Annotated in this window: 24 protein-coding genes; 6 read left to right on the top strand and 18 right to left on the bottom strand. The window is 59.8% G+C overall.

From position 1 onward, the window contains the following. The first annotated feature begins 49 nt into the window (after positions 1 to 49). Genes ACVWZ4_RS14410 through ACVWZ4_RS14395 form a run of 4 tightly spaced genes read left to right on the top strand, consistent with a single transcriptional unit; the run spans position 50 to position 5,151 of the window. Complete coding sequence (locus ACVWZ4_RS14410; RefSeq protein WP_456790238.1) at positions 50 to 934, top strand: carbohydrate ABC transporter permease; 885 nt, start codon at positions 50 to 52, stop codon at positions 932 to 934. Then, positions 934 to 1,785 carry a carbohydrate ABC transporter permease gene (locus ACVWZ4_RS14405; protein WP_456790237.1) on the top strand — a complete coding sequence of 284 codons (852 nt, stop codon included), beginning with the start codon at positions 934 to 936 and terminating at the stop codon, positions 1,783 to 1,785. Before ACVWZ4_RS14410 ends, ACVWZ4_RS14405 begins: the two co-directional genes overlap by 1 nt. Before the next feature lie 37 nt (positions 1,786 to 1,822). Further along, complete coding sequence (locus tag ACVWZ4_RS14400) at positions 1,823 to 2,968, top strand: ABC transporter ATP-binding protein (protein ID WP_456790236.1); 1,146 nt, start codon at positions 1,823 to 1,825, stop codon at positions 2,966 to 2,968. A 26-nt stretch (positions 2,969 to 2,994) separates the two neighbouring features. Further along, the gene (locus ACVWZ4_RS14395) at positions 2,995 to 5,151 is read left to right on the top strand and encodes a beta-galactosidase (protein WP_456790235.1); all 2,157 of its coding nucleotides are present in this window, start codon (positions 2,995 to 2,997) and stop codon (positions 5,149 to 5,151) included. A gap of 42 nt (positions 5,152 to 5,193) precedes the next feature. Here ACVWZ4_RS14395 and ACVWZ4_RS14390 read toward each other — a convergent pair whose 3' ends face one another. The 5 genes from ACVWZ4_RS14390 to ACVWZ4_RS14370 all read right to left on the bottom strand — a co-directional run bounded on the left by ACVWZ4_RS14390 (position 5,194) and on the right by ACVWZ4_RS14370 (position 10,932). Then, complete coding sequence (locus ACVWZ4_RS14390) at positions 5,194 to 7,086, bottom strand: TRAP transporter large permease (RefSeq protein WP_456790234.1); 1,893 nt, start codon at positions 7,084 to 7,086, stop codon at positions 5,194 to 5,196. Then, the gene (locus ACVWZ4_RS14385; RefSeq protein ID WP_456790507.1) at positions 7,083 to 8,108 is read right to left on the bottom strand and encodes a TRAP transporter substrate-binding protein; all 1,026 of its coding nucleotides are present in this window, start codon (positions 8,106 to 8,108) and stop codon (positions 7,083 to 7,085) included. The genes ACVWZ4_RS14390 and ACVWZ4_RS14385 overlap by 4 nt, the downstream gene beginning before the upstream one ends. Positions 8,109 to 8,302: 194 nt before the next feature. After that, positions 8,303 to 9,313, bottom strand: a complete 1,011-nt coding sequence (locus ACVWZ4_RS14380; RefSeq protein WP_456790233.1) for a transketolase family protein — start codon at positions 9,311 to 9,313, stop codon at positions 8,303 to 8,305. Then, a complete protein-coding gene (locus tag ACVWZ4_RS14375) occupies positions 9,310 to 10,161 on the bottom strand; it encodes a transketolase (RefSeq protein ID WP_456790232.1) in 852 nt (283 codons plus the stop codon). Before ACVWZ4_RS14375 ends, ACVWZ4_RS14380 begins: the two co-directional genes overlap by 4 nt. A 21-nt stretch (positions 10,162 to 10,182) precedes the next feature. Further along, positions 10,183 to 10,932, bottom strand: a complete 750-nt coding sequence (locus tag ACVWZ4_RS14370) for an SDR family NAD(P)-dependent oxidoreductase (RefSeq protein WP_456790231.1) — start codon at positions 10,930 to 10,932, stop codon at positions 10,183 to 10,185. A 110-nt stretch (positions 10,933 to 11,042) separates the two neighbouring features. On the opposite strand from ACVWZ4_RS14370, the gene ACVWZ4_RS14365 reads away from it, so the two are divergent. After that, positions 11,043 to 11,936 carry a LysR substrate-binding domain-containing protein gene (locus ACVWZ4_RS14365; RefSeq protein WP_456790230.1) on the top strand — a complete coding sequence of 298 codons (894 nt, stop codon included), beginning with the start codon at positions 11,043 to 11,045 and terminating at the stop codon, positions 11,934 to 11,936. 21 nt (positions 11,937 to 11,957) lie between these two features. Here ACVWZ4_RS14365 and ACVWZ4_RS14360 read toward each other — a convergent pair whose 3' ends face one another. The 8 genes from ACVWZ4_RS14360 to ACVWZ4_RS14325 are packed head-to-tail and all read right to left on the bottom strand — an operon-like array spanning position 11,958 to position 19,520. Further along, positions 11,958 to 13,031, bottom strand: a complete 1,074-nt coding sequence (locus tag ACVWZ4_RS14360; protein ID WP_456790229.1) for a LacI family DNA-binding transcriptional regulator — start codon at positions 13,029 to 13,031, stop codon at positions 11,958 to 11,960. After that, complete coding sequence (locus ACVWZ4_RS14355) at positions 13,028 to 13,693, bottom strand: HAD family hydrolase (RefSeq protein WP_456790228.1); 666 nt, start codon at positions 13,691 to 13,693, stop codon at positions 13,028 to 13,030. Before ACVWZ4_RS14355 ends, ACVWZ4_RS14360 begins: the two co-directional genes overlap by 4 nt. A gap of 21 nt (positions 13,694 to 13,714) precedes the next feature. Then, positions 13,715 to 14,485, bottom strand: coding sequence for an SDR family oxidoreductase (locus ACVWZ4_RS14350; protein WP_456790227.1), 771 nt, complete (start codon positions 14,483 to 14,485; stop codon positions 13,715 to 13,717). Continuing rightward, positions 14,482 to 15,276 (bottom strand): aspartate dehydrogenase, encoded by a 795-nt coding sequence (locus ACVWZ4_RS14345; RefSeq protein ID WP_456790226.1) that lies wholly within the window; start codon positions 15,274 to 15,276, stop codon positions 14,482 to 14,484. Before ACVWZ4_RS14345 ends, ACVWZ4_RS14350 begins: the two co-directional genes overlap by 4 nt. Continuing rightward, on the bottom strand, positions 15,273 to 16,067 hold the full coding sequence (locus ACVWZ4_RS14340) for an alpha/beta fold hydrolase (protein ID WP_456790225.1): 795 nt from the start codon (positions 16,065 to 16,067) through the stop codon (positions 15,273 to 15,275). Before ACVWZ4_RS14340 ends, ACVWZ4_RS14345 begins: the two co-directional genes overlap by 4 nt. Further along, entirely contained in the window at positions 16,064 to 16,591 is a 528-nt protein-coding gene (locus ACVWZ4_RS14335; protein WP_456790224.1) for a cupin domain-containing protein, read from the bottom strand. The genes ACVWZ4_RS14340 and ACVWZ4_RS14335 overlap by 4 nt, the downstream gene beginning before the upstream one ends. 11 nt (positions 16,592 to 16,602) lie before the next feature. Further along, positions 16,603 to 18,564: a TRAP transporter large permease gene (locus ACVWZ4_RS14330; protein WP_456790223.1), complete on the bottom strand. Its 1,962-nt coding sequence runs from the start codon at positions 18,562 to 18,564 to the stop codon at positions 16,603 to 16,605. Then, the gene (locus ACVWZ4_RS14325; protein WP_456790222.1) at positions 18,492 to 19,520 is read right to left on the bottom strand and encodes a TRAP transporter substrate-binding protein; all 1,029 of its coding nucleotides are present in this window, start codon (positions 19,518 to 19,520) and stop codon (positions 18,492 to 18,494) included. Before ACVWZ4_RS14325 ends, ACVWZ4_RS14330 begins: the two co-directional genes overlap by 73 nt. A gap of 120 nt (positions 19,521 to 19,640) precedes the next feature. On the opposite strand from ACVWZ4_RS14325, the gene ACVWZ4_RS14320 reads away from it, so the two are divergent. Beyond that, positions 19,641 to 20,411 (top strand): SDR family NAD(P)-dependent oxidoreductase, encoded by a 771-nt coding sequence (locus ACVWZ4_RS14320; protein WP_456790221.1) that lies wholly within the window; start codon positions 19,641 to 19,643, stop codon positions 20,409 to 20,411. 147 nt (positions 20,412 to 20,558) lie between these two features. Here the strand turns inward: ACVWZ4_RS14320 and hisN are convergent, their stop codons facing one another. The 5 genes from hisN to ACVWZ4_RS14295 are packed head-to-tail and all read right to left on the bottom strand — an operon-like array spanning position 20,559 to position 26,539. Next, positions 20,559 to 21,341, bottom strand: a complete 783-nt coding sequence (gene hisN / locus ACVWZ4_RS14315; RefSeq protein ID WP_456790220.1) for a histidinol-phosphatase — start codon at positions 21,339 to 21,341, stop codon at positions 20,559 to 20,561. Between the two features lie 34 nt (positions 21,342 to 21,375). Next, positions 21,376 to 22,353 (bottom strand): aminotransferase class IV, encoded by a 978-nt coding sequence (locus ACVWZ4_RS14310; RefSeq protein ID WP_456790219.1) that lies wholly within the window; start codon positions 22,351 to 22,353, stop codon positions 21,376 to 21,378. Between the two features lie 46 nt (positions 22,354 to 22,399). After that, the gene (locus tag ACVWZ4_RS14305; RefSeq protein WP_456790218.1) at positions 22,400 to 23,665 is read right to left on the bottom strand and encodes an NAD(P)/FAD-dependent oxidoreductase; all 1,266 of its coding nucleotides are present in this window, start codon (positions 23,663 to 23,665) and stop codon (positions 22,400 to 22,402) included. Positions 23,666 to 23,669: 4 nt separating this feature from the next. Further along, positions 23,670 to 25,439, bottom strand: a complete 1,770-nt coding sequence (locus tag ACVWZ4_RS14300) for an ABC transporter permease subunit (protein WP_456790217.1) — start codon at positions 25,437 to 25,439, stop codon at positions 23,670 to 23,672. Between the two features lie 14 nt (positions 25,440 to 25,453). Then, positions 25,454 to 26,539, bottom strand: coding sequence for an ABC transporter ATP-binding protein (locus ACVWZ4_RS14295; RefSeq protein ID WP_456790216.1), 1,086 nt, complete (start codon positions 26,537 to 26,539; stop codon positions 25,454 to 25,456). Between the last annotated feature and the right edge of the window lie 11 nt (positions 26,540 to 26,550).

The raw sequence follows: 26,550 nt of genomic DNA, 5'->3' as shown, positions 1-26,550 counted from the left end.
CGGGCGCCGCGTAGTCGCGCGCGCCCGTCGACTTTTTCCTGCAGATCGCATGCTTCGCTCGTGGCGCCGAAATCGTGGCTGGCTAACACCCCTGCTGCTCCTGCTGCCGGGGCTCTTCCTGTTCGGCACGGTCATTCTTGCCGCTTCAATGGAGACCGTCTGGATTTCGCTGCACGCCTGGGACGGTATCGGCGCCAAGACCTGGGTCGGGCTCGGCAACTATGTCGAGCTGGCTAACGATCCACAATTCTACGTCTCGCTAAAGAACAACGTCATCTGGCTGATGATCTTCATGCTGGCGCCGCCAATCGGCCTCGCACTCGCCCTGATCTTAAATCAGCAGATCCAGGGCATGCGTATTCTGAAGTCCCTGTTCTTCGTGCCTCTCGTGCTGGCAACGGTGACGGTTGGTGTTGTCTTCGGCTGGGTCTACGACCCGAATTTTGGCTTGTTGCAGCTACTATTCGGAATGTTCGGCGGCATAGCACCGGCGCTGCTTTCCGACGAAACTTTCGTGACCTTTGCAGTGGCCACGGCCGGCGTCTGGCCGCAGATCGCCTTCTGCATGGTGCTCTTTCTGGCGGGCCTGAATAATCTGAACAGCGATCTGATTGCCGCCGGGCGGGTCGATGGTGCGCGCGGCTGGCGCATGTTGCGCCACGTTGTCCTGCCACAGCTATCACAGGTCGGCTTCATTGCCATTGCCGTCACAGTGATCGGAGCGCTGCGCTCGTTCGACATGGTGGCGGTCATGACCAACGGTGGCCCTTACGGCTCGTCGACGGTGCTCGCCTACCAGATGTACAAGGAGTCGATCTTCTCCTACCGGTTCGGCTACGGCGCCGCGATCGCCACGGTTCTGTTCATCATCACGATCGCCTTTATCATCTGGTATCTCCAAGGCCTCATCAAAGCCGAGCGGAGCAACGCCTGATGTATCCTCGTCCGATTCCCGAAAATGCCAGGACCGCGCGAGTGCTCTATGTGGGCGGTGTCGGCCTGATCTTGGCTCTGTGGTTGCTGCCGTTGCTTGCTGTGATGCTGACGTCAATTCGCTCCAACAAGGAGTTGATGGCAGGCAAATATTGGGGTTGGCCAGAGAAATTCAGCATGATCGAGAACTACGCCGCTGTATTCCAGCAGACGGCCATGCTGCGCTTCTTCCTGAACAGCCTGCTCATCACGATTCCCTCGGTCGCAGGCGTCCTCATTCTCTCGACACTCACCGGCTTTGTATTGTCGCGTTATCCGTTCCGCGGCTCCAACCTCATCTTCGCACTCTTCGTCGGCGGCAACTTCCTGCCAGCACAAATCATGATGATCCCGGTCCGGGACCTGATGGTGAGGTTCGGACTCTATGACACTATTTATGCGCTGATTATTTTCCACGTCGCATTTCAGACAGGCTTCGCTACACTTTTCATGCGCAACTTCATCGCCACGCTACCAGGAGAGTTGTTCCAGGCCGCGCGTGCCGAAGGCGCCTCGCCGTTCCAAACTTTGTGCCATGTGGTGGTCCCGCTCGTGCGTCCCGCTTTGGCGGCGCTCGCCATTCTGATCTTTACCTTCGTTTGGAATGACTATTTTTGGGCGATCGTCCTGACCCAGAGCGACGCTGTCAAACCCGTCACCGCGGGCTTGAACAATCTGCGCGGCGAATGGTCGTCCGCCTGGAACATTGTCTCGGCAGCCACGATCCTGGTCGCGATGCCTCCGGTGATGATGTTCTTCTTGATGCAGAAGCACTTCATCGCGGGCCTCACCACGGGGGCGGTCAAGGGATGATTTGCAGCATGCGCTACAATCGGAAAGTCACCGCGAGATGAACTGCGTGGAACTGCGAAAGGTCGACAAGCACTACGCCGGCTATCAAGCCCTGAGAAAGATCGACCTGAAGATCGAAAAAGGCGAGTTCGTAGTCATGGTCGGTCCGTCCGGCTGCGGAAAATCCACGCTCCTGCGGGCGATCGCTGGAATCGAGACCATCAGCTCCGGGCAGATCCTCATCAACGGCCGCGACGCGACCAAGGAAGAGCCCGGCGACCGGGGCATCGCCATGGTGTTTCAATCCTATGCGCTCTACCCGCACATGACTGTGGCTGAGAACATGGGTTTCGGCCTGCGAATGGCCAATCGGCCGAAAGCCGAGATTGAGGCCGCCGTTCGACGAGCGGCACAGATCCTTCGTCTTGAGGATCAACTCGCGAAGCGTCCCAAGCAGCTGTCGGGGGGGCAGCGCCAACGGGTTGCAATCGGTCGCGCCATCACGCGCTCGCCAGAGGTCTTCCTGTTCGATGAACCACTTTCCAACCTCGATGCCGCGCTGCGCACCCAGATGCGCGTGGAGCTTTCGAGTCTGCATGCGCAACTTGGATCCACCATGATCTACGTTACCCATGATCAGGTCGAGGCGATGACGATGGCGGATCGTATCGTCGTCCTGAATAAGGGCCGGATCGAACAGGTCGGCTCCCCGCTCGAACTCTATGCTAATCCGGCGAACATTTTCGTCGCCGGTTTCCTTGGCGCCCCGCGGATGAACTTCATTGAAGCAAAGCTTGCGGCGGTCGACGCCTCCGGTGCCGCGGTCGCAGCCAACGGCCTTCCAGCACTCAAGTTTCGCGCGGTCGACGTAAGCGGCCTTTCAGCCGGCGACGCCGTGACCATCGGCATTCGGCCGGAGAACCTGCATCTCATGGAACATGCCGGCGCGGACGTGCCGACCTTTCCCAGCCAAGTGCGGCTCGTCGAGCAGTTGGGACGCGAATCCCTTCTCTACCTGGACGCCTCCCCTCTCCTCACGATCAACTCCGACAGTGGTACCGGCAATTTTACGCTCCAGCTCAACAAGGTCTCCACGGTCGGCATCGGCGCGACGCGGAATGTGGGCTTCGAGATCGGCGATGCCTATCTGTTCGGGCCCGACGGCCGCACGCTGACGGCAAGAAAAGCCATCAGTTCAACCTGAACTCACAGATTCTAAGGTCCAATCGTATGCAACGCAAGAAGCCGAGCTCGGTCTCCGTATGGCGACCGCTCAACCTCGACCATTTTCTGCTCGGTGCGCCTCACTATCCCGAACACATCGACGAACGCTGGTGGCAACGTGACGCCGAGCGGATGGCTGCCGCAGGCGTGAACACCGTACGGATGGGAGAGTTCGCCTGGCACATTTTCGAACCTCGCGAAGGCCGGTTCGAGTTTGACCTGTTCGATCGAGCCATCAATGTACTTGGCGATGCAGGGATCGACACGATCATGTGCACGCCGACGGCGACGCCGCCTCGCTGGCTCACCATTCAATATCCAGAGGTGTTGCGGGTCGATGTGAACGGCCGGCCGTCAAGCCACGGGTCCCGCCAGCATGCCGACACCACCAGCCCTGTTTTCCGCGCCCACAGCCGCCGTATCACCCGCGCCATGGCGGAGCACTATCGCGACAATCCGCGAGTGATCGGCTGGCAGACCGACAACGAGCTCAACACGACCGTATCGGAGTCGTTTGCGCCATCGACCCGGCTGGAATTTCAGAACTATCTGCGAAAAGAATACCAAACGATCGAGGCCCTTAACTTCGCCTGGGGCGGACATTTCTGGGCGACATCGTACGACGATTTCTCTCAAATAGAGTTGCCCAGGCCCCAGATGCCTTCGTTTCCAAGCCCTGGTCACGTCCAGGACTACCATCGCTTCCTCGCAGCGGCGACCGCTGCGTTTCAGCACGACCAGGTCGAGATCTTGCGCAAGACGAAGCCGGACTGGTTCATCTTCCACAATCTCGGCCAACTCACCGATATCGACGTCCGCGGCGAGTTTGGACAAGATCTGGATTTCCTGGGCTTCGATATTTATCCGATGCTCTATGATGAGATGCGCCGTACCGGCGGGCACGCGGCCACGCAGGCCCTGCATCTCGATATTTGTCGGTCATACACCGGCAACTTCATCGTGCCGGAGCAGGCTTCGGGCTTCGGCAGTCAACCCGGCTTTTCGACGATGACTCCAGAACCCGGCGAGATGCGCCGAATGGCCATGACCTCAGTGGCGCGCGGCGCAGACGGTGTGATGTTCTTCCGTTGGCGGCCTGCGCATTTTGGCGCCGAAATATACTGGATGGGTGTAATCGACCACGATGATGTGCCGCGTCGCCGATTTCACGAGGCAAGCCGCTTTTTTCACGAAGTCGCTGCCATCAAGGACCAAATCCTTGGAACAATCGTTCGCATGGATGTTGGCATCGCCGGCGCAGACTTCGACAATCAGGAAGCGCACAAGACATATCCTATGGGCCTTCCCAGCCCACTTGAAGACGCTACTTTGCTTCATCGTCATTGCTATCACAAGGGCATTGCATGCGGCTTCATTCATCCTGAAGACGATCTTTCGCGGCTCAAGGTGCTCTATGTCCCGCATTGGCTAATGTGGAAGGATCAATGGAACAATGCGATCGAAACATTCGTTCGCAACGGCGGCACGCTGATCTTGTCAGCGATGAGCGGGACCAGGGACGGAAACAACCACGTTATTCGCGAGCAGGCGCCTGGCAACGATCTTTCAAGGTTGAGCGGTATCAAGGTGACTGAGTTCGGTCGCGTCGTTCCGGAAGGCAGCGGCGGGCTGTTTCCGTTGTTTCGCCCCGCCGCCCTGGGCGCCTATGCACCGCCGCCCCAGCCAGCATCCTCAGCCGAACGCAAATATTTCTTCAACGTTGGCAATGAGCAATTCCAGGCAGCCCATCTCTATGAGTTGCTCGAAGTTGCACCTGATGTCGAGGTGGTGGGCGTCTGGTCGAATCGCTTCGCTGCGGGATCCCCTTCAATTACGTCACGTCAGGTGGGTCGCGGTCGCGTCGTTTACGTGGGCACATATCTTACGCCGCAGGTCGTCCAGAAACTTGCTGATCTCGTGTGCGAAATGGCAGGTATCGTACCTTTACTCCCCGAACTGCCTGCCGGGGTGGAGGTAACTATTCGAGAGGCGAACGATCGAGAGTTGATGTTCATCCAAAACACAGGCGAGGCTGAGATCACACTTTCCAAGGTGCCGTCAGGTATCGACCTGCTGACCGGCCGTTCGATTGAAGGCACGCTGGAACTCGAAGCCTACGGCTGTGCAGTCCTTCGCATAACGGCCGAGCTTGGAATCACTTGATGCCTGTCTGCGGTCTCCGACGCAGGCCTCTGTTCGATGTTATCAAAGGAAGCCGATCGACAGCCAGGGCACGGCGGCGACAATCAACGTGCCGATCAAGAGCGCGATCATGTAGCCTATGATGGGCCTCATGCCTTCGTCCGGATTGATACGGCTGATTGCGCAGGCCGCGTAGTAACCAACGCCGAACGGCGGCGCGAACAGACCGATGCCCATGGCGAGAACGACCACCATCGCATAGTGGACATCATGCACCCCGACCTGCCGCGCGATCGGAAACAGAAGCGGGCCAAAAAGCACGATGGCCGGGATCCCTTCCAGCACGCTGCCCAGGATCACGAAAGTTACGATTGTGACCGCGAGGAAGACAGGGACACCGCCGGGAAGACTGGTCATGAACTTGGCGAGAGAGGCAGAAAATCCCGATTGCGTCAGCGCCCATGCCATCCCCGTGGCCGCGCCGATGATGAGCAAGATCGCCCCGGACAGCGAAGCCGTCTCGACCAGCATTGGATAGATGCGGCGCCAGTCGAACTGGCGGTAGATGAAGAGACCCGCGCAGGCCGAGTAGAGGATGCCGATGGTCGAGACTTCCGTTGCCGTCGCAACCCCTTCGACGACGGCCGTCCGAATTACGAATGGCAGCGCGATGGCTGGTATCGCGATCACAAAGGCGCGGCCGATCTGCCGCCCCGTCGCCCTTTTGACATGCGACAGATCCTCGCGGCGGTATCGCCACCACACCACGGCCGCGAGCATGACCGCGAGCACCACGCCGGGAAGCAAGCCGCCGGTGAACAGGGCTGAGATCGACACGCCCGTCACGGAGCCGATCGTGATCAGGACCAGCGAGGGCGGGATCGTCTCGGTCTGAGCGCCGGTCGCCGCGAGAAGCGCAACGAGGTCTCCCGGTTTGGCCCCGCGCTGCCGCATCTCGGGAAACAGAACCGGAGCCACAGCAGCCATGTCCGCTGCCTTTGAGCCGGAAATGCCCGAGACCAGATACATCGCTCCGACCAGCACATAATGCAATCCGCCGCGCACATGGCCCAGAAGGCTCGACAGGAAGCTGACCATGGCGCGTGCCATGCCCGTCATCTCGATAAGGAGGCCGAGAAAGACGAAGAGCGGCACGGCGAGCAGGATCAGGTGGCTCATGCCCTCGTCCATTCGTCCGATCATCACCACGTCGGGCGTGCTGGTTGTCAGAGCGAGATAGCCGACCGTCGCAAGACCAAATGCGAACGCGATCGGCACGGCCGCAAAGACCATCGCGCCTACGACGAAAACGAAGAAGACCAGGAGATTCAGATTGCCGAGCGGCTTCAAAACGGGAGCGAGCAGAACAAACGTTGCGATGATTCCTGTGACAATTGCGACTGAAGCCAGCAAGCTGCGCAGGCTCGCGATGCGGATCAATCGGAGGACCGCTGCGATCAGCATCAGTCCCATTCCGATCGGCAACGCTGCCGCACGCCAACTGTTGACGATCTCGAGCGCCGGCGTCGTGACGAATACCTCATCTGCGGCGAATTCGTAGGCCGGCCAGACGACAAGAACGAGAAAGGCCAGCGATGCTGCGGCCGCCACGACATCCAGGAATGCGCGAACTTCCGCACTGAGGACGCCGACGATGGCGGTCATCCGCATATGCTCGCCGCGCTGAAACGCAATCACCGATCCGAGCATGGCGAGCCATAGGAAGAGAATGCCGGCAAGCTCGTCAGACCACACGATCGGCGAGCGAAACACGTATCTGCCCACAATGCCCGCGGACAGCACCGCGATTTCCGCGAGCACGAGCAGTGCCGCAGGTACAGCGACGATATGGCCGAGCACAGTGTTCGCTGTCACGACCCAACTGCGCCGGCCCGCCTGGGGCGCGCCGGCCGCCATACCGGCATCGACGTGCGGCGTATGACCCACGCTGGTCATGATAACTGGCCCGCGGCTTTCTCGAGCTGCGACCATGCCTCCTCGCCAAACTTGGCTTTCCAGTCGGCGTAGAAGCTGGTTTTCGACAAGGCCCGGCGGAAGGCGGCGCGATCGACGTCGATGAATTTGAGGCCCTTGGCCGAAAGATCGGCGCGAAGTGACTGGCTTAGCTTCGCGATGTCGGCGCGCTGATCGACCGCTGAGCGGTCGAGCTCGCGTGTCACGATCTCCTGCACGTCCTTCGGCAGGCGCTCGAAAGCGCGCTTGTTGCCGAGGATCCAGTAGCCGTCCCAGACGTGCCCTGTCAGGCTGCAGGTGCTCTGCACTTCATAGAGACGGGCGGTCGCGATGATTGGTAACGGATTTTCCTGCCCGTCAACGACCTTGGTCTGCAACGCGGAATAGACCTCGTTGAAGTTGATGGGCGTCGGTCCGGCGCCGAGGGCCTTGAAAAGCGAGGTCAATAACGGCGCCGGCGGAACGCGGATCTGGAAGTTCTTGAGATCATCCGGGGTGCGGACCTCACGACCGGACGAGGTCACCTGGCGGAAGCCATTATCCCAAGCCTTTGATACCGCCATGATCGGCGTCTTGGCGATCTGCGCCCGGATGTAGGTGCCGAGCTCGCCGTCCATCGCCTTCCACACGCTGTCGTAGTCGGCGAACGCGAAGCCCGTGTTCACGATGCCCGCGCTCGGCACTAGGGTGGCAAGGATCGACGACGACTGGTTGAAGAACTCGACGCCGCCGCTGCGGACCTGGGTCAGGAGCTCGGTATCGGAGCCCAGCTGGTTAGCTGGAAACAACCTGATTTCCAGCCGCCCGCTGGTCGCTTCGTGGATGCGACTGATCGCCTCTTGCGCCCGGATATTCACAGGATGGGTCGGATCCTGTCCTGTCGCGAACTTGTAGACGAACTCGGCGGCGGATGCCGGGCGGGTCATAATCCCGCAGAGAGGTACGGCCGTAGCCGCCATCAAGAGCGAACGGCGGCTGATGCTTCCGGACTTCGAAACTGTCATTTTTTCCTCCTGATCCTGCATTGACGTAGGTGCCGACTGCATCAGGCTCCAACGAGCGTGCGGCTTTCCCGGCTTTTCGTTCGCCAGCTCTCGAGCGCCAGCATTTGGGCAGGAGCCATCACCCACCGCCGCACATGCGACGGATGTAGCTCCTCACTATTTGCTTGGTCGGGTTGACGCTTAGCGCCGTCGCACTAAAGCCACTGCTTGATTTGTCTTGCGATCTCTACGGTGGAAATCCCGTATCGGTCGTGCAGTGTTGGAAGTGCGCCAGCGTCAAGAAATTCGTCAGGCAATGCGATTTGGCGGAAAGGTGGATGTACGCCCGAACGCATCAGAAGTCCGGCAATCGCCTCCCCCAAACCTCCGATCGTAGTGTGGTTTTCGGCAACTACGACAAGGCGGCCGGACTTCGCCGCTTCCCCCAAGATTGTTTCGGTATCGAGCGGTTTAATGGTGGGAACATGCAGCACGGCGATATGCACACCGTCGTTCTTCAAGGTTTGTGCCGCTTCCAGCGCGCGCATGGTCATGATGCCGGATGAGATGACTAGGGCATCCTTTCCGTCGCGGATCAGCTTGGCCTTACCGAGCTCGAATTTGTAATCATATTCGTCCAGAACGAGCGGCACCTGACCACGCAGCAGGCGCATGTAGACGGGCCCCTGATGCGTTGCGATGGCAGGAACCAGTTGCTCGATTTCGTGGGCGTCGCAGGGATCGATGACCGTCATGTTGGGCATCGCGCGAAACAGCGCGAGGTCCTCTGCGGCCTGATGACTCGGGCCGTAGCCCGACGTCAGCCCCGGCAATGCGCAAACAATCTTCACGTTGCGGTCTTCTTCAGCGATCGTTTGGTGGATGAAATCATAGGCACGCCGCGAGGCGAATACGGCGTAGGTCGTCGCGAATGGCATGAAGCCTTCCGCCGCCAGGCCAGAGGCTGCGCCAAACAGGAGTTGCTCGGCCATGCCCATTTGGTAATAGCGGTCCGGAAATTCCTTCGCGAAGATGTGCAGGTCGGTGTACTTGCCAAGATCAGCCGTCATACCGACTACGTCAGGACGCCTGCGTGCGAGTTCGACGAGCGCGTGCCCAAAGGGTGCCGGCTTCGTTTTCTGTCCCTCCGTCGCGATCGAGGCGATCATGGCGGAGGTGGTCAGGCGCGGCTTGCCCGGCTGTGGTGCTGATCTGACGGTCTTCATGCCTGCCTCCCGGCTTCCAGCGCGGCAAGCGCGAGTTGCCATTCGTGCTGCTCGACGCGGATGAAATGATTCTTCTCGCGCTGCTCAAGGAAGGGAACGCCCTTCCCCATCAGCGTGTCGGCAACGATCATCCGCGGCTTCGGCTCCGAATGCGACTTGGCGACATCGAACGCAGCGACCACGGCATCGAGATCGTTGCCGTCGATGCGTTGCACGAACCAGCCGAAAGCCTGAAGCTTCTCGACCAGCGGCTCGAACGCCATCACCTGCGTCGAAGGACCGTCCGCCTGCTGATTGTTGACGTCGACGATGCCGATCAGATTGTCGAGCTTGTAATGGCCCGCTGACTGGATGGCTTCCCAGACCGAGCCCTCGTCGAGCTCACCGTCGGAGAATAGCGTGTACACTCGTGCCTCGGATTTCTTGCGCTTCAGCCCCAGGCCCATGCCGACGGCGATGCTGAGCCCGAGCCCGAGCGAGCCGCCCGACATTTCCATTCCGGGCGTGTAGGAAGCCATGCCGGACATCGGCAGGCGACTCTCATCGCTTCCGTAGGTTTCGAGTTCTTCTTGGGGAACGATCCCCGCCTCGATCAAGGCCGCGTAGAGCGCGATGGCGTAGTGCCCGTTAGACAGCAGGAAGCGGTCCCGCTCCTCCCATGACGGATCTTCAGGCCGGTAGCGCATTGCGTGAAAGTAAGCCACTGCGAGAACGTCAGAGATATCGAGCGCCTGCGCGATATAGCCCTGGCCCTGGACCTCGCCCATGCGCAGCGCATTTCGGCGAACGTTGAAGGCCCGATCCGCGAGGCTGGGCGTGTTTATCAGAGTCTTGGTCGAGGTTTCCATCGATTTGGACCTTGTCTCGGCTCAGTGGATCAGCATGCCGCCATTGACGTCGATCACGGCACCAGTGACGTAGGCGGAGAGATCCGAGGCCAGGAATGTGTAGATGCCGGCGACGTCTTCTGCCGTGCCGAGACGATTGAGCGGAATGCCTTCCAGGATTTTTGTTCTCATCTCGTCGGTCAGCTTGCCGGCTGTGATATCCGTGCCGATCAGGCCCGGCGTCACGCAGTTGACCCGGATGCCGTCCGGACCGAACTCGCGGGCCATCGCCTTTGCGAGACCAAGCACGCCAGCTTTCGCGGCCGAATAGTGCGGGCCGCCGAAAATGCCACCGCCCCGCTGGGCCGAGACCGACGACATACACGCGATCGATCCGGATTTTCGTACACGCATATGCGGAATCACGGCCTGGGAGAGGAACAGAACCCCTTTCAGATTGACGTCCTGGATCCGATCCCAATCGGCCGCCGAAATCTCGAGGAGCTTCACCGGCTGGGTAATACCGGCGTTGTTGATGAGGATGTCGACGCTTCCGAACGCCTCGAGCGCGCCGGCGACCGCCTGCTCGCAGGACGATTTGTCGGCAACGTCACACCGAAGCCCGACGTGGGACTTTCCAAGCGACGCTGCGGCATCCGCAGCAGCATCGGCATCAATATCCAAAATGGCGCACCGAGCTCCCTCGGCAGCGAACCGCCGGGCGGTGGCGAGCCCGATACCGCGCGGCGAAGCCGCGCCCGAAATGATAGCCGTCTTACCGCTGAGCAGCATCAGTTCCTCCCGCACATTGTTCTTCATTGGCGGGACAAGAAATGACCTGCGCAGCGCCAACGGACAAGCGCACAGTTGTCACGGATCGATGAATCTGGTTCACTTATGGCATGTTGTCCAACATCCCCATTTCGGCAATTCGTGCTTTTGAAGCCGCGGCCCGCACCGGATCGTTTCGCGATGCGGCGAATGAGCTTCACCTGACGCCGAGTGCGGTCAGTCATGCCATCCGCAAGCTCGAAGGCACGCTTCGGACCGTTCTGTTCGAGCGCAGCGCGCGCTCCGTGCGGCTCACGCCGGTCGGCGAGAATTTGATGCGTCATACCGGCGCTGCGTTTGATCAGCTTCGCCGCGGCCTCGAGGAAGTCGCCGCGCGCGGACCGCAATTGGTGCGCGTCCATTCCGCGCCGAGCTTTGCGGCGCAATGGCTGGCACCTCGGCTTGCACAATTCCTCGCCGCTTACCCCAAGCTCGAGGTTCGATTAGCAGCAAGCACGGACTACGCACGTTTCAGTAACGACGATTTCGATATCGATATTGTTTATGGGCCGCCACGCGCCGAAGGCGTTGAGGTCGTTCCTCTCCCCGAGGAGACGGTCACCCCTCTCTGCTCTCCCGCTCTCGCTAAGTCGATAAGAAAGCCGGCCGATCTTCTCGACCAGACGCTGATTCGCTCCGATGTGAAGCAGATTCAGTGGCATCAATGGTTCGCCGCGAACGGATTGGAAGCTCCTGCGCTTCACGGCATGAGATTTGATCGGAGTTTTCTGGCGATTGCGACGGCTGCGGAGGGATTGGGAGTATCGCTAGAATCCACGCTTCTTGCCGAACGCGAACTAGCGAGCGGACGATTGGTGGCTCCATTGGCCGGACGTGCAATTGATATTCGTTATGTCGGTCACCGCCTGATCTACCCGCGCGCCAGCCGCCAAAGGTCCGCGGTGCGAGCTTTTGCAGATTGGGTCGTAGCGCAACTCGGCGGCGAGGGCATCCGCAAGGTATAGGATTATGAGGGTACGCGATGCCTAGCGAACAGGCGCACGGCCGGTCGAGGATCTAACGATAAGCTGAGTGGCCAAGCACTCCGACTGAACGGTGTCCCCATCGAGGATTGCGACGATTCGCTCAGCCGCGATGCGGCCCATCTCTTCCGACCTGATAGCCACCGTCGTCAGCGGTGGCCAGAGGTATTGCGCGAAATCCAAATCATCGAATCCGGTTACGGACATGTCGCTTGGAACATCGATTCGAGCCAGCCGGCAGGCGTGTAAGACGCCGAATGCGAGTATGTCGCTGCTACAAATGATTGCCGTAGTTTCAGGGAACAAGTCTCGGATTTCCTGTAGCGCTTGAATGCCACTTTCAAATCGATATGTCTTCTCGATGATCGGACGAGGAGCGGTAATTCCTCTCTTCTTAAGACTATCTTGAAAAGCCGCCCTGCGACTTATTTGACGATCGTTCCCCGCTGTTGGACCGGCAATCATCGTGAGATTCGTATGCCCGAGATCAAGCAGATGATCAACGATATCGCGCATTGCCGAAAAATTGTCGATTCCGACTGACAGCTCATCGCTGCCCGGCACGAATGAATAGGTTTGAACAAAGGGTATTTGTTTGGTTTCGAGAAAGTGGCGCAGCTTCTCGTCGACGACGCGACCGACCATCATCAAGGCTTCCGCACCTCGCTCGACGATACGACGCACTGCTTCGAAAACGTTGCTGTTGTCGAATCCGACTGAGAGGACGATGACAGTGTAGCCGTCGTCGGCAAGCCGAGCCTGCATGCCGTTGACGAGCTTTGCGTAAATCGCATGATCGAGCGTTGGTATCACTGCGCCGATCACGCGCGTTCGCTGCAAGCGCAAGGCCTTCGCGGCCGAGTTGGGCACGTAGCCGGCGGCGGTGGCGGCCTCCAAGACCCGCGTCCGGACATCTTTCCTCACTCTTTGCGGATCGTTGAAGGTCCGCGAAACGGTCGCTATCGAAACGCCAGCCATTTCGGCCACGCGAAACACGCCTCGTTTTGATGGCGACTTCGCTGCCGACTCCTCCTCGATCAAGTCGGTCCGGATATCTTCGGTCGGCTCTTCGTTCATAGGTGCAACAAGTCCGCAAGACCTTCGAGGTCGCTCAAAACGGGCACGGAATTCGGAAACGGGTTGGGCTTACTATAGTCCACGATGCCTACAAACGGTATGCCTAGTTCCTTAGCCGCCGCTTGTTCCGTGCGGGAATCGCCGACCGCAACGACCTGGTCGGCCGTTAGCGTGCTCGTTTCGATAATGCGACGAAACGCCTCCAGCTTCTGGGCGGGTGAGCCGACGATCGTTCGGAAATACGGTTTCAACCCCCGTCGTTCGATGATGTCCATGAGCTCGTTCTCCGGCGTGCCAGACACCACGTGGAGCGCGATCCGGCGAAAACTCGACATAATGAAGTCGAGGGCACCCTTGACATAGGGGCAATGGACGACCGCTTCGTGCACGATGGATGTATAGCGCGCCGACAGCATCTCGATCGCGCCTTCATCGCCAACTCTACTAAAGACCTCACGCTCGAAGTAGCGAAATTTCTCTCGGCGATTCACCCCTCCGTGTGCATGTTGATACGCCATGATCTCGGCGATCCTGGCCGGCTCTTCGCCGCGATAGATATCACTAAAGGCTTGAGCCTTGATTTCGACCGACCGCAGGATAACGCCGTCGAAATCAAGGATGGCGGCCTCTGGACGGCGGCCAATGCAAGCTAATCCGTACATTGAAGCGCGAGCATTCCTTCCTCACCAGGCGGTCATACCCCCATCGACGGTGAACATGCCCCCCGTCGCAAATGACGATTCTTCCGAGGCCAACCACAGCATCATGGAAGCAATCTCCTCGGGTTGTCCCACGCGCGCCATCGGCGCCCTCGCTTTCAATCCCGCGATGAAGGCATCGGGATCAGGCACTTCCTGCAGCATCTTGTCGAAATAGGTCGACCAGATAACACCGGGACAAACGGCATTCACGCGAATATTTTCCGCGGCATGATCGAGAGCCATGGCGCGCGTCAGCGAAGCGACCCCACCCTTGGCCGCGACGTAGGCCGCACGATCCTTGATACCCACTTGGGCAATATTCGACGCCGTGTTGACGATTACGCCACCGCCGGATGAAGCCATGATCGGGATGGCGAATTTCGAACACAGAAAGATACTCTTGAGGTTGATCGAAACGATATCGTCCCATTCTTCCTCGTTCGCTGTCACGACGGTTCCGAGCGCCCCCTTGCCCGCATTATTGACGAGAACATCAAGCTTTCCGAATCGCTCGACGCAAGCAGATACCATCGATCGGACGGCCGCGGAATTGCGAACGTCGACCGCGATCGGGAATGCAGATTCACCGATTTCCTGTGCAAGTGCGCGAGCGCCGGCCTCATTCCAGTCGGCGACCACGACACGCGCACCCTCCGCAGCGAACAGTTTGACAGCCGCTGCGCCGATTCCGGCGGCAGCTCCAGTAATGATGGCAACTTTATTCTTCAATCGCATGATCTGCTGATCTTTCATCGGCTCAAGAGGAGTTCCCGTCTGACCACCTGCTCGACGCTCAAGGACGCCAGCCAAGAAGTCTTGGGATTGTCGGGCAACGCTTCATTCGAAAGGCGGACTTCAATCTCGCCGGCCCGGCCATGTGCGCGGATTTCATGCCTGTTAAGGATCGTATCAGGATCGGCAACGAGGCGGACTGTGGTCCGCTCAAAACCGATACCGGCAAGCGCGATCGCCGCCGTCACATTGGCGTTCTTTGGAAAGAGCCGACAGGCCTCCTGCGCAGTTCCTTCGAATATGACGGTAGGCTCCGCGATTGCTTCTAGATCGAACGCAGCTTGTGCCGGCGTCTCCCGCCAGGCCCGCGGCGGCTTTCTGCCGACATAGGTCACCGCGTCAAGGCCCGCCAGTTTCGCCGCGCTCAGGCAATCAAGCCCTCCCACACCGCCGGAAACCAGATGAAACCTCGCGCGTCCGGAAGCGGCAGCAGCTTCGATCCGCTGTAGCACGTCGCGGTCGGCAAGCGCTCCGATCGATGCGATGATGACGTCGATCCCAGCGGCCAAAAGCGCGGGTACATTTGTCGCTACCGCGAGTTGGCTTGCACATTCAGCCACCAAATCCGGCTTCCACGCGATCAGATCGTCGACAGTCTGAAAGGCTGCAATACCACGTTGCAAAGCATATTGGCTCGAACGGACCAGCACCGCTATTGCGGGTAGCGATGGCTGCCTCTGCGTAAGTCCAGCCATGGTCGCGCGAGCCATGGCGCCATAGCCGATCAAAGCAAGGCGTCGCTCTGCGGTCATAGAGCACCGTCCAGGAAGGAGCGCACGTCTCGCACGAACCGATCCGGATAAATTCTGGGAAAGAAGTGGCCCCCATCATACGACAGCAACCTGGCGCTCGGGATTCCGTTCGCAAGCGCGACGGACTGGCCATAGGCGACGACCATGTCGTCGGTCGCTCCGAGAACGAGGGCTTGTTGGGATATATGCGCGAGGTCGTCCACGCCTTGGAACGCGAGCAGCATCCGGATGCGCGCTGAGGAAACGCTGATGGGCTCCAGATCGGCGCGCGCGCGTGCCACCGCCTGTTCCACCAGTTCGGGATGGCTCACGAGCCAGTCGGGCGAAAACCCGATGACCTGTGTCAATCGTGCGTAGCTCTCTGGCCCCAAGGACTCGAGGACCTCGAGCCGCGAGCGAAACAGTATTTGAAAGTGAATATCCGGTCGGTGCCAGGTGGCGGACAGAACGATCTTCCCGACACGGGCCGGGTGATTGCGCGCGACGACCTGCGCTATCGCGCCCCCGGTCGAATGACCGACGAGGTCTGCGCGCTCGATCCCGAGCGCATCCAGCATGTCGATCAGGTCTTCAGCCAATATTTCGATCTCGTAGGCCCCGTCGGGCCTGTCGCTCCTGCCGGCGCCGCGATGATCGTAAGAAATCACACGCCGCCCATCAGCGAATCCTGATGCAATTGCCGACCAGAAACTTGCAGCCCCTCCCAAGCCTGGGATCAGCACGATTGGTTCGCCCGACCCGGTCGTCTCGACACATAGACGGCAACCGTCTCGGGCATTCAGAAACATCATGAGCCAGCACCCTTGTCGGCAATCGGAACGCCAAACACGGTCTGGCGCTCGATCTCCAAAACGTTCTCCGGGCGCGGAAACGGAGCGGGTGGCGTTTCGCCGGCTACCTTGGATCGGCCAATGGCTTCAAAGAAGTCCTCCAGACCGTTGGGGACGATGAGCCAGAGCCAGTGCAACTCAGTCTCGCCGTCGTTTATGAATTTGTGCCTCCGGTTTTTGCCGACGTAGATCGTCGTACCCGGTGAGACGGGATGAACGACGCCCTCGACAACCGCCTTTCCGGTCCCCGAGATGAAATGCAGAACCTCCTCATTTCTGTCGTGGACGTGTTCGCGAACATAGCAGCCTGGCGGCAATGTCTGTGTGCCGAGGCCAATGGGATGCTCCATCTCGACCATTTTCGGCGCAACCCTTACAGAGATGTGTCCGTTTGAAGGAACAGGTTGCCAAAAGTTCTGCCCTTCCTCTGGACCGAGGACCATGAAGGCGCCTCCGGTCTCATCGCCTTTTCCATAAGTGGCCACGTCGCGTCTCCTTAGTGGGTTAGACCGAAATGCCTCGGCAACGCGAGCGTGATTTCTGGCGCGAACGCCACGAGCAAAACGCCGAGAAACACGAGAGCGAAGTACTTTCCAATCGAACGCGTCACGGATTCGATACTGACTTGCCCGACTGCACAGCATGCGTAGAGACCAAGACCTAGCGGCGGGGCGAACAGGCCCACGCCCATCGACAGGACGAGAAGCGTACCGAAATGAAGAGGATCCAATCCAAGCTGGGTCGCGACCGGAACCAGCATCGGGCCGAAGATGATGAGCGCGGCAGCTCCCTCCAGGACGGCTCCCATGACGATGAGGGTCAATATCGCAAGCACGACGAACGACCATCGGCCATAGTGCTGGCCCATGGAGATCAATGCCTCTGCAATTGCATGCGGCACCTGGTTGATCGTCAGGATGAAAGCAAGCGTTTGGGCGAGAGCAATGATGAACAGGACCATGCCTGCCAAGCCCGCGGACTTGACCAGGACACGATAGATCTTGCCTAAGCTCATATCGCGGAAGATCACCCCTCCGACGACCAGCGCATATAGAGCCGCGAAGGCCGAGATCTCCGTGGCCGTCGCGAAGCCGGATCGGTACCCGACGAAGATGACGAGCAGCATGCCAACACAGGCGATCCCACTCAACCACAGATCTTTTCTGCTGACTTCAGGGCGAATCTTAAGATCGACCTTGGATTGCTTGGGAGCCATCAGCATCGACAGAACGATGAGACCAGCAGAGAGCGCAAGGGCAGGCACGATGCCGGCGAGAAACAGACCTGAAATGGAGATGTTTGCAACGAAGCCTAGGATGATGAGATTGACGCACGGGGGAATGGTCTCGGCGACGACTGCCGATGCCGCCAGCAGCGCGACGGCGTCGCTGGGATCCTGGCGCGATTTGCGCGCAGCCGGGACGAGGACGGACCCGACTGCCGCAACGTCGGCGAGCTTCGAGCCTGAAATCCCTGAGAAAACGATCATGCTCAACACCATGACGATGTGGAGCCCGCCCCTGACCTGACCGACCGCACGCTGAATCATCTCGATCAGCCGCACGGACATGCCGTTCACTTCCATGATGTAGCCGGTCAAGATGAAGAACGGAACTGCGAGAAGGACGAAATTGTCGACGCCGGCAGCCGATTGCTGGGCGAAAATCTCGACCGGGATGCTGTCGTTGGTCCACAGATAGACCAACGAAGAGAACCCGAGCGCGAAGGCGATCGGAATGCCTGCCAACAGCGACACGATGAAAGCGCCGGCCATCAGGGCAAGCGGCACCCAGGGCAAATCGGCCAGCATGACATGACTGATACTCCAGGCCAGCAGGGATAGGACGATCGCGCCGGCAACGGCTTTCGAGATTGTGACCAGCCGATATCCAGAGAGTTTGATCAACCCGAAGATCACCATCCATATCCCGCCGATGGCGACCGGATAGACAAAGATCACCTGTGGAAAGCCCGCAGCGGTCTCCTGGCTACCGACCGTGCGCGCCAGAAGAATGCCGTATATGGCCAAGGCCGCGGAAACCGCGATGATGACGAGACATCCGAGCGCCTTTGCATATTCTCGCCAGGCCGCGGGCAGTCGGTCGAGCACGGCCTCGATACCCGCGTGCTGTTCACGGCGGATGCCTGAGGCAGCGCCGACAAAGGTGAGCGCGACGAGAAGGGCGCGCGCTCCCTCGTCCGCCCACTCGAAGGGATCATGAAGGAAGTAACGATAGAAAACGGACGCGAGGACAATCACGAGATTGACGCCCAGTAGAAGGGCGCTCAGTCCATCGACCGCATGGACGAGCTGTCTCGTCCAGTTCATCGAAGCAGGTGTCGCGACGGACGCCGCGTCCATATCCACCATTGCAGCCCCCGTTTTTACGAACTGCGAGACACGATACTGTCGAGATACGGCTTCATGGATGGGTTCTTGGTGGCGAATTCCGCCCAAAGCGGCTTGACCATGTTCCGGAATGCCTCGCGGTCGCAGTCGCTCACTTCGAGTCCACGCGTCTTCAGTTCGCCGAGCGCTTTGGTCTCGGCCTTGAGAGCCAGCTCGCGCGCATGCGCCGCCGCCTCCTTGCCTGCACGAAGGAAGCCGTCGCGATGCTGCGCCGGAATCTTTTGCAGCGATCGCGTCGAAATGAGCGGATTGAACGCGTTGAAGATGTGGTTGGTCAGCGTGTAGTACTTCGCGCTCTCGTAGTACTTGCCGGCGAGAACGGTCGGCGCGTCGTGCTCCATGCCATCCATGACCCCGGCTTGCAGAGCGGTGTAGACTTCTCCGAGCGGAAGCGGGGTGGCAACGGCTCCCATCAACTTCAACGTCTGAATGAAGTTCGGCACCGGCAACACGCGAATTTTGCGGCCCGCCAGTTCAGCTGGAGTCTTGAACGGCGATTTGGCAAGAACGTTTCGGACGCCTGGGCTGTAGTGCCATCCCAGAACCTGGGCACCGGCTTTTTCGAGCAGCAGCTTGGAAAGCGCCTCGCCCGTCGGCCCGTCGAGCGCCTCCCGCACGCCGTCCCAGCTGCGGAAAATGTAGCCCAGGTCGAGCATTCCGATTTCGGGCACTACGGTGCCCCAGACCGAAGACCCTCCTATCGACATGTCGATCACACCGAGCTTGATCGACGCGACGACGTCGGACTCCTTGCCCAGCTGACTGTCTGGGAAAAGCTGCACTTTGACTTCGTTGTTGCAATATAGCCCGACGAGCTCGTCGAACTTTCCGAACCACATTGCGGCTGCCGAATTCTCTGGATCGTTCGTCAGGACAGTCGCACAGCGGAGGGTCAGGGGAGCCGCTCGAGCTACGCGAGGGCCCGCCGAAATGGCTAGGCCTGCCGTGGCGCCGGCGACCAGATATTTCAGTGCCCCTCTCCGGCTCAATGACCGAGCAGACATGCAACTCCTCCTCTCTCTAATGTAAACCTTTACAGTAAACCTTTACATCATTATGCCCTTTATCGGTCAAGAGGCGAATCTTGCCAAAATGCCTAATTATTGAGCTAACGGAGAGTCTGGATGTATGGTTTGGAGGAGCGCAGGGTGCTGATTACCGGGGGCGCAACGGGCATCGGCCGAAAGGTTGCCGTCCGCATGGCCGAAGAAGGATGTCGGGTCGGAATCTTTGATATCGACGAAGTCCACGTCCGGCAGACCCTCGATCAAGCCTCGCGCTTTGGTAAAGAAGCCACGTTCTATCGCGCGGACGTCGGCGACGCTGCGGTGCTCAGAGACGCATACGCCCGGTTTCGGGCGGACCTTGGGGACGCGGACATCCTCATCAACAACGCCGGCATCAACGCTATTGGCAGAATTGGCGAGCTGACGCTCGACCAGTGGCGCGCCGTGTTTCGCGTGAATGTGGAAGGCATCTTTTCGCTTTGCAGTATCGTCGCGCCAATCATGGCGGCGCGCGGAAGCGGCCGCATCATCAACATGGCCTCGTGGTTCGGCAAGATCGGCAAAGCGCAATATAGCGCGTACTGCGCATCCAAGTTTGCCGTGATCGGCCTCACGCAATCGCTCGCCGCCGAGCTCGCCCCGGCCGGCGTCACCGTCAACGCTGTTTGCCCCGGCACGATCGTAGAGACCGCCATGAGAGAAATGGCGGACAAACGATCTCGCGAAGCCGGACTGCGCACGGCCAAGGAGCGAGAATCCGAGATTCCGCTAGGACGGGTCGGCCTGCCAGACGACATTGCGAAAGTTGTCGCGTTTCTGGCATCGGGCGAAGCCTGTTATATGACGGGGCAAGCGATAAATGTCACCGGGGGGCTTTGGATGAACTGACGCGCCGGTGAGGAAGGAACATTGCGCACGGTAGCGAACGCCGGTGGTGTGTGGGCCGTGATGCGAGACACAACTCCCCGCTGGCATGGCCACTTCACCGCGGCAGAGCATTCTGACTTCAACACCGCTCAAAGAGATTGGGTCAACTCAATTTTTGAAAAGCTGAAGGGCAGCCGCATGCAGTTCAGGAGTCGCCGAAGCCAGCACCGGCCCGCCCTCTTCCGCCCGTCCGCCGTCAATCCGCGTTACAACTCCGCCCGCCCTTTCGATGATGGGGATCAACGCTACGATATCGTAGGGCTGGAGCGAAGGCTCGATGGCCAGGTCGATGCGGCCAGCGGCGAGCATGACCATCGCATAGCATTCGCCGCCGTAGCGGGTCATCCTGACGGAACCGGCCAAGCGATCGAATCCTGACTTGAGATTACCGTGATAGTGCTCGGGCGAAGTCGTATGCAGGATGGCGTTCGACAACGTGCCAACGTCTCGCGTGGACAGTCGCTGCCGCTCGCCCTGACGCTCGTACCACGCCCCATCAGCGTCGGCCCAGAAACGCTCACCCGTGAAGGGCTGGCTCATCAGCCCTAGCTCGGCTCGTCCGTTGACGGTCAGCCCGATCAACGTGCCCCAAACAGGAAGGCCACAGATGAAGGGACGCGTCCCATCCACCGGATCCAACACCCAGCGGAAAGGACCATGCCCGGTCAGACCTGTTTCTTCACCGAGTATGGCGTGATCGGGATATTCTGCGGTGATTGCGGCTCGAACGGCAATTTCAGCTTGCCGGTCGGCCTCTGTTACAGGGTCGAACGCGTACCCCTCCTTGAACTTTGTGTCGATAGCGAGTTCGGTTCGAAAGCGTGGCAGGGTTTCGCGATCGGCGACGTCTGCCAGACGGTGAAGGAAATCGGCACTCGGCAATTGCGGCATAGGATCTCTCCGTATCGTGGCATTGGCGCCCTCCTCACGGCGCAATGTCGTACTTAACCGGTTCGCCGAGCCAACCGGCAGCCCGCCGCGACCAGTAAGCCCTGTGGAGCTGAACCGTCTTCGGACCAGGCAGACCATCTCCAACGGTCCTTTCGCCAACGGACGTGATCGGGATAATCCCACCTGCGGTGCTAGTGAGGAAGATTTCATTCGATTGCACGAGCTGCGTCTCGGAGATCGAACCGGCGGCTGCAGCGATTCCCATCTCCTCGCACAACTCCAACGTGGTTCGACGAGTCATGCCATCCAGCACGCCGGCCGATGGCGTCACGAGCCGGCCATCAACATCGGCGAATAAATTGAACCCAGGGCCCTCCGTGATTCTGCCGTTCAGATCGACCAGAACGACAGTATCGGCTCCGGCATCGAAGCCGTCGAACAAGCTCATCTCGAAATCGAGCCAGTGGTAGTGCTTGACGAACGGATCGACTGAGACGGAGGGAACCCGCACACGTCTGCTGATGAACAGCGAAAGACCCTTCTGCTGCACTTCGGGCTTCGCAAGCCACATGTACGGCATGCAGAAGGCCTGAAAGCGGTTTTTGCAAAGTCTGATATCGCGACTACCTATCGGTGGCCGCCCGCGCGTCATGATGATCTGAACGTAGGCATTCGAATAGCCGCAAATGGCCACGAGCCTGTGGGCGATTTCACGAATGCGGCCGATTGTCTCCGGCGATTCCATTCGCAATCGCTTTAGAGAACGCTCAAAACGATCGAGATGATCTTGTAGCCGGAAGAACTGGCCGTTCCACGTCGAGATGGTCTCCTGACAAGCGTCCGACCGCAGAAAGCCCCAGTCGAGCAGCGGCAATGTTGCCTCCTCGATCGGGCAGAACTCGCCGCCCACGTAGGCGGCACCCTTTTCAAAGCGGCTATCGATGGGCTGGCGGTTTGGATGTGAGAGGTGCGGCCAAACCAGCGTTCTCTCATTCGCTTCTTGGATGGCCATCCATTCTCTCCCTCAGTTTGAATTCCGTCGTTGCGATCTTGTCTGATCAGGCAAAGCGTGCAGGCGCATATGGCGCCGGATCGATCGCGGGCTTTTCGCCTGTCATGAGCTGCGCAAGCAGTCGACCGCTCATGGGTGCACCGGTCAAACCCGAGTGCCCATGCCCGAAGCAAACGTACAGGCCCTGGTGATCGCTGATCGGACCGATGACAGGAAGACCGTCCGGAGTCGAAGGACGATGGCCCATCCAATAGGCCTTGTCGTCATACGTCAGCTGCGGGAACAGGCGCTTCGCCAGCTTGATGAGATTTTCCGCGCGAGGCAACGACGGCGGTGCATCCAGCCCTCCGATCTCGACCGTTCCTGATACCCGCAGGCCGTCCGACATCGAACTGACGCCGAAATAACTGGTCTTGTTGAGGATCGGCATTCCGAGCCTGACTGAAGGATTGCGCAGCATGACATGATAACCGCGCTCGCTCTCCAGTGGGATTTTCACGCCGAGCGGCTCGAGCAATCTCGCGGACCAGGCGCCGGCAGCCACCACCACCAGATCCGCCTGATAGTTGTTGAGATTGGTCATGATCACCCAGCGGCCTATCTCGTTACGCCATAACTTGACGACGCGCTCCTGCACCAAGTCGCCGCCCTCAGTGCGGAATTGGGTTGCCAGGGCACGGATGAGAGCTGCCGGATCCACCGTGTGACCGTTGCCACGAATGAGCAATCCATACGAGACATCGGACGAGATTCCCGGAAAGAACTGCCGGATCTGGTCGATTCCCAGGGTTTCCGCTTCAATTCCCAAATGGGATCGCACCTCATCCTCAAGGCTGCGGGGAGGAGCCTCGGTCAGGCCTTCCCAAAGATAGACTTGGCCGTCGCGGCGGGTCAGGCGATCCATCGCATTCGCCCCGACGCTTTCCCGCCAACCTTCAAAAGTCGATTGATGAAGCGCGCGCAAAGCCATGGAAGCATGAAATACGTGGCTTCGCGTGCCCGAGCGCAAGTACCGTAGCAACCATGGCAAAGCCTTAGGCAGATAGCGCGCCTTCACCGTCAACGGACCTAAGGGATCGGCAAGCCATCCCGGCACCTTCCAGATCATGCCTGGCTGCGACGTCGGCATCGCGGTGTCGGCCACGAGCATGCCCGAATTCCCGTAGGACGCGCCTGCCGCGGGTTGCCCCTCCTCGACCACGGTGACCGCCAATCCACGCCGCCTGAGCTGAATGGCAGCACTCAGCCCGACGGCTCCCGCTCCAACCACGAAAACCGTTTGTTCTGCGTGTTGACTTGCTTGCACAGACATTGCCTTAGGCGCTACGGCCACGGGAGAGGCGCTCGGCTATCAGGACGAAGGCCGTGATCATGACCAACAGGACGACCGAAACGGCGGCGAGCGTGGGGCTCACCTTGAGCAGGGCGTCGTCCCACATTTGCTTGGGAAGCGTTCCGAACAGACCCCCGGTGACGAAGAGAGCGACCGTCAACTCGTCAAAGGAGGTGACGAACGCGAACAGATAGGCCGCAATGAGGCCATTCCGGATCAGGGGAAGCGTGACGCGGCGGAGCGTAGCGATCCGGCGGGCCCCCATCGTCGATGCGGCCTGCTCGAGCCGCCAGTCGTGATGCCGGAGCACAGCCATCACGGTGATGGTCACGTAGGGCACTGAAAGAACGGCGTGCCCAATGATCAGACCCAACGTGGTTCCGATCAGACCAAGCTGCGCGAAGAGGTAGAAGAGACCGACCGCGGTGACGATACGAGGCACAATCAACGGCGCCAAGATCATCGCGAGTACACCTGATTTGCCAGGCAGGTCAAAACGGTTAAGTGCGAACGCCGCTGGTGTCCCGATCATGAGCGCCAGCAGGGCGGACAGTCCCGCAACCACAAAGGACCGCGCTCCAGCCTGCAACCATTGCGGAGACTCGGCGATAGCGACGTACCATTGGGACGAAAACAACGCCGGCGGCCATTCGATGAAGGCGCCCTTCGAGAACGACACTGGAATGAGAAAGAGTGCCGGAACTGAAAGAAACAGCAGAACTAGGACTCGCGTCGCCCGACCGACGGTGGCAGGCCGGCCCCCTATCGCGCCGAACCATGAAGCCATGCTGTCTGACAAACGCCCGGCCAGTGCGAGAAAGGCTTTGCTGATCTTGCTCGAACCGGTCGAGGATCCGGAACTGTCGTTCGCCTCGCCCGCCAGCGTCGACATGCCGACAAGACGGTCATACAGCAAGAAGATTATCACGGTCGCCGCGATGAGCAGCGCCGAGATAGCGCCCGCGAACGACCAGTTCATCATCTCCTGAATCTGCTGGATGATGAGCTGCCCGATCATGGTCTGCTTCGGCGAGCCGAGAAGCGCGGGCGTGATGAAGAAGCCGAGGGCCGAGATAAAGACGAGCAGTCCAGCCGCGGCGACGCCGGGAAAAGACAGCGGAAAATAGATGCGCCAGAAAGTCGCTCCTCCTCGCGCTCCCATGATAGACGCCGCCCGCTCGAGGTCGCGGTTGATCTTTTCCATCACCGGCACGAGCGTCAGGATCGCGAGCGGCATCAAGGCGTGAACCATGCCGACCATGACGCCCGCCATATTGTAGATCAGATCCAACGGTGCTTGCGCCAGTCCGAGCCTCAGGAGCGTATCGTTGACCACACCGGTTCGCCCCAGCAGCACGATCCAGGCGAAGGTACGAACGAGGAAGCTGGTCCAGAACGGCAGAAGGACCCAAAGCATCAGACGCGCACGACTTTGTCCGTCTGCCCGCGCGATCGCATAGGCGACCGGGTAGCCGGCAATCAGCGACACGACGGTCGTCCAGAACGCAATCTGCAGCGTCGTCCAGAGCACCGACAGGTACACCGGCGTTCCGAACAGGCGACTGTACTGGAGCAGAGTGAAATGGCCTGAACCATCAAAGAGGCTGAGTGCCAGGAGCCTGACGACCGGATAGAGGAAAAAGCCGCCCAACAAGATCGCAATCGGAAGCAGAAGCGCCCAGCCGCCGATGTTCTCACGACGCGGTGAAATCGTAAGGGGCTTGGTCGGCGTTGTGTCGGATAGAATGGTCACGGGCTTGGTCGACCTCACGCAACTTTTGGAAGCACGATTCCTGCGCCGGTTTCCCAGCCAACGCGAACCGCCTCGCCTGGCTGGAGCCGGCCATTCCCCGCTGTCAGGAGGAGAGCGGTCAATCGGCCGCCATCTTCTGCGTCGATCGTGACGCGTGTCAGCGCGCCCAGCATCACGCTCTCGCGTATCTTGCCCGTCAGCTCATTGTCCGCGACATCGGCGCCGGCAAGCAGCCTCAGTCGCTCCGGTCGAATCCCGAGAAGCGCTTCGCCCTCGACCGGACTGCCATCGACCGCGCACCCATGGAAGGTGGTCCCGACTTTGCTCTTGAGTTCGCGCTTGTGCCCCGCCGAGCTCGTTATCGAGACCGGGAGCAGATTGGACTCACCGATGAAATTTGCCGCAAACGCCGTCTGCGGCCGGAAATACAACTCGTCAGGCGTGCCGATCTGCTCGATCTGCGCGTTGTTCATGAGACAAATCCGGTCCGAAAGGCCCATCGCCTCGTCCTGATCGTGTGTCACATAAAGAACCGTGATGCCGAGTTCGCGGTGGAGACGGCGTATCTCCTCCTGCATCTGCTCGCGCAGTTTCTTGTCGAGAGCGCCCAAGGGCTCATCCATCAGGATAATCGAGGGGCGATAGACCATCGCGCGGGCGAGGGCCACGCGCTGTTGCTGGCCGCCGGACAGGCGCGCTGGCAATCGGTCCGCGAGATGACCCAGCCGGACAAGGTCCAGCGTCGCGCGCACGCGGTCCTCGATCTCGGCCTTTCGCAGCCTTCTCATCTCGAGCGGAAACGCCACGTTCTCGGCGACACTCAGGTGCGGAAACAGCGCATAGCTCTGAAACACCATACCGATGTCCCGATCGTAACTAGGCGCATTGGTCGCAGGCCGACCATCTATCATCACCTGTCCCGAGGTCGGCATGACCAACCCCGCGACGATCATGAGCAGGGTCGTCTTTCCCGAGCCGGAGGGCCCCAGCAGCGTCAGGAACTCGCCTTCCGCGAGGTCGAAAGATGCCCCCTGCAGCGCAACGACAGCACCATAGGTCTTTCCGACGTTGCGCGTCGCGAGCTTGATCGGCTTCGCCAAATCCGCCCTCG

The sequence above is a fragment of the Bradyrhizobium sp. USDA 4472 genome (assembly GCF_054058595.1).
Note: the sequence above shows the minus strand (reverse complement) of the source record. Positions and strands in the feature narration are given on the sequence as shown.